Origin of the sequence: Paenibacillus sp. FSL H7-0942 (assembly GCF_045040715.1) — a bacterium.
In the GTDB taxonomy this organism is placed as follows: Bacteria; Bacillota; Bacilli; order Paenibacillales; family Paenibacillaceae; genus Paenibacillus; species Paenibacillus amylolyticus.
In genome coordinates this window covers 6,999,336-7,011,903 of record NZ_CP150279.1, presented here as the reverse complement: position 1 = coordinate 7,011,903, position 12,568 = coordinate 6,999,336, and the positions used below count along the sequence as shown (strand labels likewise).

10 protein-coding genes are annotated in these 12,568 nt (G+C 44.8%); 7 read left to right on the top strand and 3 right to left on the bottom strand.

Translation table 11 applies throughout. From position 1 onward, the window contains the following. Window positions 1–869: 869 nt before the first annotated feature. The 3 genes from gntK to MHI48_RS30605 all read right to left on the bottom strand — a co-directional run bounded on the left by gntK (window position 870) and on the right by MHI48_RS30605 (window position 4,730). A complete protein-coding gene (gene gntK, locus MHI48_RS30615) occupies window positions 870–2,417 on the bottom strand; it encodes a gluconokinase (protein WP_340031562.1) in 1,548 nt (515 codons plus the stop codon). A gap of 66 nt (window positions 2,418–2,483) precedes the next feature. Then, a complete protein-coding gene (locus MHI48_RS30610) occupies window positions 2,484–3,845 on the bottom strand; it encodes a gluconate:H+ symporter (protein ID WP_036671886.1) in 1,362 nt (453 codons plus the stop codon). Window positions 3,846–4,055: 210 nt separating this feature from the next. Next, window positions 4,056–4,730: a GntR family transcriptional regulator gene (locus MHI48_RS30605; protein WP_076329294.1), complete on the bottom strand. Its 675-nt coding sequence runs from the start codon at window positions 4,728–4,730 to the stop codon at window positions 4,056–4,058. Between the two features lie 576 nt (window positions 4,731–5,306). Between MHI48_RS30605 and rpmH the strand changes: the two genes are divergently transcribed. From rpmH to rsmG, 7 genes are all read left to right on the top strand, one after another. Then, a complete protein-coding gene (rpmH, locus tag MHI48_RS30600) occupies window positions 5,307–5,441 on the top strand; it encodes a 50S ribosomal protein L34 (RefSeq protein ID WP_017691413.1) in 135 nt (44 codons plus the stop codon). Between the two features lie 358 nt (window positions 5,442–5,799). Then, window positions 5,800–6,150: a ribonuclease P protein component gene (rnpA, locus tag MHI48_RS30595; protein WP_036611981.1), complete on the top strand. Its 351-nt coding sequence runs from the start codon at window positions 5,800–5,802 to the stop codon at window positions 6,148–6,150. 75 nt (window positions 6,151–6,225) lie between these two features. Further along, window positions 6,226–7,104, top strand: a complete 879-nt coding sequence (locus tag MHI48_RS30590; RefSeq protein ID WP_036611979.1) for a YidC/Oxa1 family membrane protein insertase — start codon at window positions 6,226–6,228, stop codon at window positions 7,102–7,104. Then, on the top strand, window positions 7,101–7,802 hold the full coding sequence (gene jag / locus MHI48_RS30585) for an RNA-binding cell elongation regulator Jag/EloR (protein ID WP_036611977.1): 702 nt from the start codon (window positions 7,101–7,103) through the stop codon (window positions 7,800–7,802). The genes MHI48_RS30590 and jag overlap by 4 nt, the downstream gene beginning before the upstream one ends. A gap of 210 nt (window positions 7,803–8,012) precedes the next feature. Then, the gene (gene mnmE / locus MHI48_RS30580) at window positions 8,013–9,389 is read left to right on the top strand and encodes a tRNA uridine-5-carboxymethylaminomethyl(34) synthesis GTPase MnmE (protein ID WP_036671881.1); all 1,377 of its coding nucleotides are present in this window, start codon (window positions 8,013–8,015) and stop codon (window positions 9,387–9,389) included. 222 nt (window positions 9,390–9,611) lie between these two features. Further along, the gene (gene mnmG, locus MHI48_RS30575; RefSeq protein WP_076329295.1) at window positions 9,612–11,501 is read left to right on the top strand and encodes a tRNA uridine-5-carboxymethylaminomethyl(34) synthesis enzyme MnmG; all 1,890 of its coding nucleotides are present in this window, start codon (window positions 9,612–9,614) and stop codon (window positions 11,499–11,501) included. Continuing rightward, on the top strand, window positions 11,501–12,223 hold the full coding sequence (gene rsmG / locus MHI48_RS30570; protein ID WP_076329296.1) for a 16S rRNA (guanine(527)-N(7))-methyltransferase RsmG: 723 nt from the start codon (window positions 11,501–11,503) through the stop codon (window positions 12,221–12,223). The genes mnmG and rsmG overlap by 1 nt, the downstream gene beginning before the upstream one ends. Window positions 12,224–12,568 lie beyond the last annotated feature (345 nt).

Here is a 12,568-nt window from a genome sequence, read left to right as displayed (position 1 = left end):
AGACTGTCACTCCTTTTACATGTTCCAAGTGTGGCTTAAGCCATGATGCAGTGTCGAAATACGAGATATATTGTTGAATTTATCCCCAAACCCCCGCAGGTCGAAAACAAAAAAAGTATGAACAACGGAAAATTGTTCACAACTTTATCCACAGGCTGTTGATAATATTATGGGTCAGATCACATATTCACATCCAAAAGTAATACAATCATAGCAAAAGAAACCCCGCATTTCAACGTATCGCGTGATTTTATCCACAAATTCAATAACTTGTGTATAATTTTTAGTCACAACACAATATATTGTTTATAAACTGTTTAATTTTCGACAGAATGACCCAAAAACCAAAAATGTCTTATACACAGGTTATCCGTCAAATGATGCCAAATTGTGTGTAAAAGTATTCTTCGTTTGTGAATAACCTGTCTGTGGATAACCGTGAAGTGAAAACAAAGCATGATTGAGATCAGAAAAAGAGTGACCTCTCACCCTCGCGTTTTTCTTGCCAATGGGGCGATGATGAAAGCGACGAATTCAGTGTCTGGATGGATATGGAGAGGGGAGTAAACTCATGCTTTTAATTGAACAAGATCAGTGGTGTATTTTCTGAGCAGATGGTAATTCTGTGATGGCAATGTATAAGAATAATGGACATAGATGACTTCATTTTGAGACATATGTAATGAGAATTATGAGGATCAAGGGGTAAGCTGATGATCGAATATGGAGGTTGAAGTGTATGAATGTATAATATGAAATCAAAGGATAGATTATGCGTGTATAGCAAAAGAGGGTGTCCTCTAAAACCGATTTTTGGTTTTAGAGGACACCCTCTTTTTTAATGCAGAGACGAAGTATGGATTGATGATTTAGAGACGGGGAAGGGACATCTTACGCTGGAATTCAGCGATATCTGCGTATTCCTCTTCCAGTTTGCGAGAGATCCGAATAAAGATGGGCAGCAGCTCTTGGTAGAGTACAGCATTCTCTTTGATAGGGGTATGCCGATGCGTTGTACCGACCATGGAAGAAACGGCATGAAGCGATTGGATCCGCCCTGTAGCGTACAAACCAAGCACGACGGCACCCAGACAGGAACTTTCGAAGCTCTCGGGTACAACCACTTCCTGATTGAAGATATCAGACATCATCTGGCGCCAGAGAGGAGAGCGTGCAAACCCACCAGTGGCTTGAATGGAGGTTGGTTGCCCAATCTGTTCTTCCATGGCGAGCAGTACCGTATATAGGTTGAAAATAACCCCTTCCAGGACAGCACGAATCATATGCTCTTTCTGGTGATGGAGTGTTAAGCCAAAAAAGGAGCCACGGGCATCCGGATTCCATAAAGGGGCACGTTCGCCCGAAAGGTACGGATGGAACAGAAGCCCTTCCGATCCCGGCCGGACACGTTCGGCAATTTTGGTCAGTACATCATAGGAATTGATGCCAAGTCGTTTCGCTGTCTCCACTTCAGACGCGGCGAATTCATCCCGCACCCAACGAAACAGCATGCCACCGTTATTCACAGGTCCACCAATGACCCAAAGATTCTCTGTGAGGGCATAACAGAAGGTTCGACCTTTGGGATCGGTAACCGGACGGTCCACGACAGTGCGAATGGCCCCGCTGGTTCCGATGGTTGCTGCGACAACACCAGGTTCAATGGCGTTTACGCCGAGATTGGATAAAACCCCATCACTTGCGCCAATAACAAAGGGCGTAGAGGGGGAGAGAGCCATTTTTTCAGCCAATTCGAGATTCATTCCTTCTAATATATGTGTTGTAGGTACAAGCTTCGAGAGATGGTCGGGTGTAATGCCTGCAACCTCAAGGGCCTCTGCGTCCCAGTCCAGTTGTTCCAGATTGAGCAAACCTGTGCAGGAAGCGATGGAATGGTCGACGACATATTGTCCGAATAGACGGAAGAACAGATATTCTTTAATCGAAATAAATTTGGCGGTACTCTCAAAAAGTTCAGGTTCATCGTGGCGCAGCCACATTAATTTGGTCAGCGGTGACATGGGATGGATCGGTGTACCTGTGCGCAGATAAATGCGATGGCCCAATCCATTCTCTTGCAGCTTGGCAGACCAAGCTGCACTTCGATTATCCGCCCAGGTGATGCAACGGGTTAAGGGTTTATTATCCTGTCCCATGGCAATGACACTATGCATAGCCGAGCTACAGGATACAAACAGGATCTGCTCGGCAGCAACACCACTCTGATCCATAACTCCTCGCACAGAACGGAGGGCTGCTTGCACAATCTCTTCAGGGTCCTGCTCGGCAACATCGGGTGCCGGGGTATACAAAGGGTATTCCTGCGTTGAGGTACTGACGACAGAGCCTTGCTCGGTAAATAATACGGATTTGGTACTGGTGGTACCAATATCGATCCCAATCATATAGTTGTTCATGTATTTAATCCTTCTTTCTCCAGAAAGCGATGAGATTTTAATTTCTTTCTACTATAGATACTCCATTTATACCACTGTACTCAGGAGCAAAATAAAGATCAGTCCCACTACAGATAATAGTGTTTCCATAACGGTCCACGTTTTCAATGTCTGGGAAACGCTCATATTAAAGAATTCTTTGATCATCCAGAATCCCGCATCGTTTACATGAGACAAGATGAGTGACCCCGCACCTGTGGCGAGTACAACCAGCTCAATATTGGCCCCTGGTGTGAGTGCAAGCACTGGAGCGACAATACCGGCGGCTGTTGTCATGGCTACGGTTGCTGAACCGGTAGCTACACGAATGAGACCAGCGACAAGCCAGGCAAACAGGATCACGTTGATGTTGGCATGGGTAGCGACTTCAGCAATCGCGTTACCCACACCACTATTGATCAATACCTGTTTGAAGGCACCGCCTCCACCAATAATGAGAATGATGGTCGCCGTAGGCGCCAGACATTCACTGGTGAAACGGGAAATATCGTGTTTGGTGAATCCACGTGCAAAGCCGAGTGAAAAGAGGGCAAATACAACTGAAATGAGCAAAGCAATGATCTCATGACCGATAAATTCACTGAAAACGGTGAAACCGCTCGTGGCATTTGGGTCAATGATGCTTGCTATGGAACCAATCAGCATCAAAATAACCGGCAGCAATATGGTAAACAGGGTAATACCAAACCCAGGCATGTTGCTGTTTGTTTTGGTTGCGAATTGTTCAGCCAGTTCTGCTGGCGGTTCGGTGTGTATTCTTTTACCAATAAACTTACCAAACAAAGGACCCGCAATAATCGCTGTAGGAATACCAACAATAAGGGAGTACAAAATGGTTTTACCCAGATCCGCGCTGAAGGCTTCAATTGCAATCATTGGCGCTGGATGGGGTGGAACCAAACCGTGTACAGTCGACAGACCCGCCAAAATGGGAATACCAATCTGAAGCAAAGACATGTTGGTTTTGCGTGCAACGGTAAAAATGATGGGGATCATCAAAATCACGCCAACTTCGAAGAAAACGGGAATACCAACGATAAATCCAACAATCATCATGGCCCAGTGCACACGTTTCACACCAAACCGATCAACTAATGTAGTTGCAATGCGCTCGGCACCGCCAGATTCGGCCATCATCTTACCAAGCATCGTACCGAGAGCAATAACAATTGCGATGGTTCCAAGTGTGCCGCCAAGTCCCCCGGTAATGGAAGAGATCACATCGGCAGGTTTCATGCCTGTAAGCAAACCGAGCATTAATGCGGACAACAGTAGGGTGATAAAGGGATTCCATTTATACTTGGAGATCAAAACGATCAGAAAAACGATCGCAATTAACGTCCAAACCAATAATGTTGCGTTGTGGGATAGTCCAAAAAGAGTGCTCATGATGTTGTGTGCTCCTTTATTTCTGATATAGAACGCTTACAAGTGAAATTATCGTCAACAAATAAATGTGTACCAGTATCGCAGAAGGTGTTGGCGAAAAATGTAGTTTTATCATGCCCAAATTTGAAACAAAATCGCATTTTGTATACTTGTCGACAAGTTAAGCCGCAATCATTCACGACGGATATGATTGCAAACGCCTTGCACCTATTAAGAATCAAAGCTTTCGTGCAGGGTTTTGCCAGAATCTTGGAAATACGTGCGGACTCCAGCCTGAATGAGCACCTTGTCACCTGATTCAAGTGCTTCAACGAGCAAAAGGTGTTTCTCAATTACAGCGCTTACTTTCTGCTCACCTTGAACAAATACTCTGCGCGTTGTGAGCAGCATAACGGTCATCACAACATATCGAATACTCTTCCATAGATGTGAAATACGGGAATGCTGAGCAGCTTCAATGATGGTCTCGTGGAAAACGAGATCCTGATAGGCGAATTCGACAGCGTCCTGATGCCGTCCAGCAAGTTGCATTTTGTCGATCACGTTACGCAGCTGGGTGATTAATGATTCTGGGACATCACCAGCAAGTCGCTGCTGCACAAAACTTTCAATCAGGAAACGGACATCATACAATTCTTCGACATCCTTGATTCGTAGTCCAATGACAACGACACCCATACGTTCAAGTCGAATAAGTCCTTCATTGGACAATGTTCGCAACGCTTCACGGACAGGTGAACGACTGCTGTCAAAATCAGCCGCAATTCGGTTTTCCGACAAAATCTCTCCAGGTCGAAGGGTACCGCTGATGATCCGCAGCCTTAATTCGCAGGCAATGGCTTCACCACGGGAAGCCCCTTGAAGCCAGGAAGAAGGAAATAACATATGGCTAACGCTCCTATTAATAAGTAATCAGTTCATTACTGATCATAGCATAACTATTTTGCGGACTGGACATTCAGTTCAATCCATAGTCTGTAGCTACAAGCTAACGGTTAATGTTTTTTTCAAAGGACTACTTGTATACAAGATGTGATTTTTATCCTACACCTTTCTCAAAAGCTTGTAAACCTTAATTGAAGCGGATACAACGGGATTAGAATTTGACGATATTAATAGCCTATAATCATTATCCACATGTGAATAACTTTAAACAGGATGTAATGAAGGAGATAACAGGTATTGGAGGGTGTGGATAACTATAAACGATGAAATAGGGTGATCTGATCAGGGTCTGGGGATAACTTTCAGGACTCTCTTCGGGGCTTGGTAATGGTATTGAAGTGAACGGACTGTGGTCATTACTATGGGTGGGATGGAGAGTGTCTATAAAAGAGGGAGAAGCCTTACGCCATGCAGTTGACTTTTCCAGGTGATCATGGTTAAATATATAAAGGTGTTTTCTGTGAAGATGAAAGTGATTCATCACATAAGTATTTCCTTGTGAGGAGGTGCAATACATTGAGACCTACATTCAAACCGAACGTTAGCAAACGTAAAAAAGTTCATGGTTTCCGGAAAAGAATGAGCACGAGCAACGGCCGTAAAATTTTGGCCGCACGTCGCCTTAAAGGCCGTAAAAACCTGAGTGCTTAATGCATTGAAGACCACCGAGGTGGTCTTTTTTTTCTTAATTAGCTCAAATCAGACTGGATGCTGCTACAGATCAGGTCTGAATGGTCTGCGAAAAAGTGCTGAACACACACGAATGTATGTTGAGTGAGTTTTCCATTTTTCGAAAACTTACCTTATATAATGATGAATCGTTGATAGGTTGAAATGGCCAATCAACATTCATCCCGGATGAATGCGGATCAGTTCAAGTAGCTGATTAACAATCATCCCAAATGAAGTTGTCGCCAAGGCGGTTTACCGTCATTCAAGAAAGCCTATACTAAATCAGTAATGAGGCCTCCGTCAATAACATTGGTGGAGAAGAGCAAGGAGAAGCGCCGTGTATAAAAGACTGCGTCTACGAAACCGGGCGGACTTTAGTCGCGTATACCGGTATGGGAAATCGTTTGCCAATCATCAATTCGTGGTGTATGGCTGTCGCCGTAAAGATACGGAACAATTTCGGGTCGGCGTATCATGCAGCAAGAAAATCGGAAACGCTGTCGTACGCAACCGGATGAGACGCATGATCAAGGAAATTGTTCGTCATCATGAGCATGAAATCGTCACGCAGATGGATCTGATTTTTATCGTCAGAAAAGGTGCACTGGACATGCCCTATAAGGAAATGGAAAAAAGCCTGCTACATGCGATGCGAAAGGGCTCTCTTTTGAAGTCGAGCAAGCGGTAAGCTTCGGTTTATTTGTCCTCCTAATTATGGTATGATTTTACGATGGAATGGATTGGTTAAGAGAGGGGTTATGAAGTGTCGCGATTGAAGACATCAAAGGGGAAGTGGATTCTCCTCATTGCAGTCATTGCAATGGTCACTGTGCTCGCCGGATGTACTCCACAAGGAGCCGGGGTTACTACGGAAGATCTAAAGAATAGTGATTCTTTTTGGCAAGCCAATGTTGTGTACTGGTTCTCACTGGCGCTGGATACATTCGCCAACTGGTTCAAAGGTGAATATGGACTGGCCGTCCTCGTGATGGTGCTTATTGTACGGACATTGATTTTACCACTAACAATGAAACAAGTCCGTAGCTCCAAAGCTATGCAGGCCATTCAGCCGCAGCTGAAGGAGATTCAAGCCAAGTTTAAAGATACACCTGAGAAAGTTCAGCAAGAAACGATGAAGTTGTTCCAGGAGAACAAAGTTAATCCGATGGCCGGTTGTCTGCCACTTATCATTCAGATGCCGATTTACATCGCACTTTATAACTCAATTTACGGAAACTCCAGTCTGAGAACGCATGATTTCTTGTGGCTCCAGCTCGGATCACCCGATCACCTGTTTATTTTGCCAGTGCTGGCTGCCATCACAACATTCATTCAAACATGGATGATGATGCGTATGAACCCTGCACAGCAAGTGGGTCCGATGCAGTTTATGCTGTGGGTGTACCCGATTTTGATCTTCGTGATGTCTTATCAGTTCCCGTCAGCACTTCCGCTGTACTGGTTCTACAGTAACATCTACACGATCGTGCAAAACTATTTCCTTTACCGGAATAATGATAAAATCGTGGCTGAGGTCAACGTGAAGCAGAATAGCTCTTCCAAAAATGGAGCTAAACGCAAAAACGGTGGCAAAGCGACCGTATCTGGAAAAGGGTCGAAAGGGGCCAAAAAATCGAAATGACCAAAGTCATTACGTCAGGAAAAACCGTTGAAGATGCTGTAAACCAAGGATTGACCGAGCTTGGCGTAAGTCGGGACAAGGTCGAGATACAAGTGTTAGAGCAGCCGTCAAAAGGATTCCTGGGTTTGTTCGGGGTGAGGGCGGCCAAAGTTGAAGTGAAATTATTGCCTGTACCGGAAGTTGTTCCACAGCCGATCAAACCAGCTGCATACAAATCTGAAGTAGATGCATTACTCGAGGATGTTGCAGCTAAAAATCCCTATGAAGAAGCGGCTGCTTTCTTGAAAGAGGTCGCAGCAGGTATGGGACTGGATGTTGAAGTGCATATCAAAAAACAGCGGGATGGACATATCTTCAATATTGCCGGCGAAGATCTGGGCATGATTATTGGCAGACGTGGACAGACGCTGGATGCGCTTCAGTATCTAACGAACATTGTAGCGAACCGATATTCGGAAAGCTTCGTTCGAATTGTGCTCGACGCGGAGAATTTCCGTCAACGTCGGCGGAAGACGCTGGAGGATCTGGCTGAACGGTTGGCTGGACAAGCAATCCGTACCGGTAAGGAAGTTGTACTGGAACCAATGCCTCCGCTCGAACGAAAAGTCATCCATGCAAAACTGCAAAATCACCCGCAGATTAAGACGTTAAGTAAGGGCGAGGAGCCTAATCGGCGTGTGGTTATTACGACGAAATAACACGAAATTGAAGACGCAATGGCTTCCTGCCCGGTGCAGAAGCCATTGCTTTTTTCGTACAGAAGCAATTTGATAAGGTGCGTAGAACAAGTAAAGAGTGGACTTAATATAATAAACAACATGTCATATGATATATCATTAATAGATTTGAAAATGGATATGGCGTCCCCAGAGGGACGGCAATTTAAAATAGAGCAAGGAGAGATAACTATGATCAGTGATACGATCACAGCGATATCAACGGCTGTCGGAGAGGCGGGTATCGCCGTGATCCGGGTCAGCGGCCCGGAAGCAGTGTCGGAGACGGAAAAGATTTTTCGCAGCAAAACCCCTTTAACTCAGGCAGCATCTCACACGGTTCATTATGGTCATATCATAGATCCCGTTAATGGGGAAAAGATTGAGGAAGTATTGGTTACGGTCATGCGAGCACCACGCTCGTTCACAACAGAAGATGTGGTGGAGATCAGTGCGCATGGCGGTGTAGTGTCTGTTAAACGGGTCATGGACCTGTTGTTGCAGCTTGATATTCGTCTGGCTGAACCCGGTGAGTTCACGAAGCGTGCTTTCCTTAATGGGCGGATTGACCTGTCTCAGGCGGAAGGAGTCATGGATCTTATTCGTTCCAAGTCGGACCGAGCTTTCTCGGTTGCATTGAAACAGGTTGAAGGCAAGTTGTCCTCCAAATTGCGTGATCTACGATATACATTGGTGGAAACACTGGCTCATATTGAAGTGAATATCGATTATCCCGAGCATGATGTGGAGTCGTTAACGTCTGATTTTATTAAAGAAAAGTCCAGTCAGGTTATGACTGAAATTGATAAATTGCTGACTACAGCAGAGCAAGGTAAGATCCTGCGAGAAGGTATCACGACGGCTATCGTTGGACGACCTAACGTAGGTAAATCCTCATTGATGAATACACTTGCGCAAGACAACCGGGCTATCGTCACGGACATTCCAGGAACAACTCGTGATGTGATCGAGGAGTTCATTACGATCAATAATATCCCGCTCAAGTTGCTTGATACGGCAGGAATACGGGAAACGATGGACGTTGTTGAGAAGATCGGGGTAGAACGCTCTCGTTCTGCAGTAAGTGAAGCCGATCTGATCTTGATGGTTGTGAATGCTGCGGAGCCACTTCATCCCGATGAGATTGAATTATTGGAACAAATCCGCGGTAGACAATCGATAATCATTATGAATAAAATGGACTTAACGCCACAGGTAGAACGTGACGTGTTGCTTCGTTACATTCCGGAAGAACGGCTTGTACCGATGTCGGTGAAAGATGATCTGGGTGTGGATCGACTGGAAGATGCCATCTCTACACTATTCTTCAGTGGTAAACTGGAGTCAGCAGATCTGACCTATGTCAGTAATGTGCGTCATATTGCTTTGCTCAAAAAAGCGAAGCAGTCCCTGGTGGATGCCTATGAAGCAGCAGAGCAGTTCATTCCGATCGATATGATACAGATTGATGTTCGTTTGGCGTGGGAGCATTTGGGCGAGATTGTTGGAGATACAGCACATGATGCATTAATTGATCAGATTTTCTCCCAGTTCTGTCTAGGAAAGTAAAAATAATATACTGCTGATTGAGTTAAATCGTAGTGTATGATGGAGAGGTACAATTTCTGCCTGTTGTCAAAGGATAGAATGATATTGTAGCCATTACGTGTTGGTTTCATATAGATAGGGATGCAAGTTCCGATGAACGGTTAGAAGTAGTTTCATTATTGTAGAACATGATCCGTCTGCGTGAGTTACACCAAATGCAGCGGAATAAGGAGGTAAACGGGAATGACTTTTGATGGCGGCAGTTATGATGTAATCGTCGTTGGTGCAGGGCATGCTGGTGTGGAATCCGCGCTGGCCGCAGCTCGTATGGGGTCCAAAACACTAATGATTACGATCAATCTGGACATGGTGGCTTTTATGCCTTGTAACCCATCTATTGGGGGACCGGCTAAAGGACATGTTGTCCGTGAGATTGATGCACTTGGTGGAGAAATGGGACGGAATATCGATAAAACCTTTATTCAGATGCGGATGCTTAACACGGGGAAAGGGCCTGCTGTTCACGCGCTTCGTGCTCAGGCAGATAAATTCTCCTACCAGCATAAAATGAAGGAAACGATGGAGAATGAACGTAATCTGACAATGCGTCAGGGTATGGTTGATTCACTGATCGTTGAAGACGGAAAATGTGTAGGCGTTGTGACTCAGACCGGAACAGAGTATCGGGCTAAAGCGGTCGTTCTGACAACAGGCACATACTTGCGCGGTAAAGTAATTATGGGCGAGTTGATGTATGAGAGTGGACCGAACAATCAACAACCCTCTCTTAAATTGTCAGAGAATCTGCGTGAACTGGGCTTTGATCTGGTTCGTTTCAAAACGGGTACACCACCACGTGTGCATAAGGATACGATTGATTTTAGCAAAACCGAAATTCAGCCTGGCGATGACAAGCCTAAGTTCTTTTCCTATGAAACAGAATCTTCCGATAATGAGCAGTTGCCTTGCTGGTTGACGTATACATCTGTGGATACACATCAGATTATTAATGATAATCTGCATCGTGCTCCGATGTTCTCGGGGCTTATTGAAGGAACCGGACCACGTTATTGCCCTTCCATTGAAGATAAAATTGTTCGTTTCAGCGACAAGCCGAAACATCAGATATTCCTTGAGCCGGAAGGCAAGAACACATCCGAGTATTACGTACAGGGGTTGTCTACGAGTATGCCAGAAGACGTTCAACTGGCTATGCTGCGTTCCATTCCAGGTATGGAAAAAGTGGAAATGATGCGTAATGGTTATGCGATTGAATACGATGCGATGGTGCCTACACAATTGTGGCCATCACTGGAAACTAAACGTCTACCAGGTCTGTTTACGGCGGGTCAGATTAATGGTACCTCCGGCTATGAAGAAGCAGCAGGACAAGGTGTTATGGCTGGAATCAACGCTGCACTCAAAGTACAGGGGAAAGAGCCGGTAATACTTGATCGTTCCCAAGGTTATATTGGCGTGCTGATTGATGATCTGGTGACAAAGGGTACAAATGAACCGTATCGTCTGTTGACTTCACGCGCTGAGTATCGTCTGTTGCTTCGCCATGATAATGCAGATATGCGTTTGACGGAAATCGGACATGACATTGGCCTGATCCCTGAAGAGCGTTATGCGAAATTCCTGGATAAAAAGGCGAAAGTCGAGCAGGAAGTCGCACGTCTGAAAGTGGCTAAAGCTCGCCCGGTTGAAGTGAATGCCAAGCTGGAAGAGTACGGATCTACACCTATTCAGGATGGCAGTACGTTGCTTACCTTGCTGCGTCGCCCGGAGCTGGGGTATGAACTGATTGAACAGCTCTCACCATCTGAGGTAGAACTGACAGCAGATATGAAAGAACAAGTGGAAATACAAATTAAATATGCGGGTTATATTGAGAAACAATTGATCCACGTGGAACGTTTGCAAAAGATGGAGAAAAAGAAAATTCCGGACACCATCGTATATGATGAGATTCATGGTCTTGCTATGGAAGCCAAACAGAAGCTCGCTACGATTCGTCCAATCTCGATTGGTCAGGCTTCTCGTATTGCTGGAGTTACTCCTGCCGACATCTCCATTCTGCTGGTCTACCTGGAGCATTATAACCGTGTAACCGCAGCAAGGGGACAATAATGGACGATATTCAACAGCAACTGCAGCGGCGCTTAAAGAAACATGGATTAGAGCTGGGCGAACTCCAGTTGGAGCAATTCGAATTGTATTATCAGGAACTGGTATCCTGGAATGAAAAGATGAATCTGACTGGAATTACGGATCGGGAGCAAGTGTATACAAAACATTTCTATGATTCGGTATCGCTGGCTTTTTATACTGACATGACCAAAGTGAATAAGCTTGCTGACATTGGATCAGGAGCGGGTTTTCCGGGATTGCCACTGAAGATCTGTTTCCCACATATTAAGCTTACGATCATTGATTCATTAAATAAACGTATTGGCTTTCTACAGCATGTGGTAGATATCCTTGGTCTGACTGATGTGGAATTGGTCCATGGACGTGCTGAAGAGATTGGACGCAAAGAAGGGTATCGTGACAGCTACGATCTCGTTACGGCGCGTGCAGTAGCCAAGCTGGCTGTGCTGAATGAATTCTGCCTTCCGTTTGTTCGTAAAAGTGGAATATTCGCTGCCATGAAGGGCGGAGACCCGCGTGAAGAAATGAAGGAAGCGGAGTTCAGCTTCAATCAGCTGAAAGGACGGGTTAAGGTTGTTCATCCTTTCCAGCTGCCGGTTGAAGAATCAGAGCGTCACATCATTCTGATTCAGAAATTTGATAAGACACCATATAAGTATCCGCGCAAACCAGGTACTCCAATGAAGACTCCGCTGATATAGTTGCGTGATGGTTTTGAAGTAAGTCAAAACAAAATAGAATTTTAGACATGGATGAAGAGGATGTTTCACGTGAAACATTCTCTTTTTTTTGTTTTCTAAAATGGAGGACTGGATCAACATTACAGATACTTCGTATTACATATCTTTTAAAGAACCTGTATTGATGAATTTTACGCACAGTAATTCATGAACAATTTCATTAATTGAATGTGTGCAAGTCGTCATATTTCCAATATTCACAAAGAAAAAGCAGGATAATTAGTAGAGTTTAAAGAATAGGTAAGCATAGGATTATGATAGAAAAGATGATAGAATAGAAGTATCCGATCCTGGGTCACAACGATC

Excerpts from the sequence above, each read along its gene's own strand:
- mnmG (WP_076329295.1), top strand. The coding sequence starts at position 9,612 with ATGACTTTTGATGGCGGCAGTTATGATGTAATCGTCGTTGGTGCAGGG.
- jag (WP_036611977.1), top strand. The coding sequence starts at position 7,101 with ATGACCAAAGTCATTACGTCAGGAAAAACCGTTGAAGATGCTGTAAAC.
- MHI48_RS30610 (WP_036671886.1), bottom strand. The coding sequence starts at position 3,845 with ATGAGCACTCTTTTTGGACTATCCCACAACGCAACATTATTGGTTTGG.
- gntK (WP_340031562.1), bottom strand. The coding sequence starts at position 2,417 with ATGAACAACTATATGATTGGGATCGATATTGGTACCACCAGTACCAAA.
- mnmE (WP_036671881.1), top strand. The coding sequence starts at position 8,013 with ATGATCAGTGATACGATCACAGCGATATCAACGGCTGTCGGAGAGGCG.
- rsmG (WP_076329296.1), top strand. The coding sequence starts at position 11,501 with ATGGACGATATTCAACAGCAACTGCAGCGGCGCTTAAAGAAACATGGA.
- MHI48_RS30605 (WP_076329294.1), bottom strand. The coding sequence starts at position 4,730 with ATGTTATTTCCTTCTTCCTGGCTTCAAGGGGCTTCCCGTGGTGAAGCC.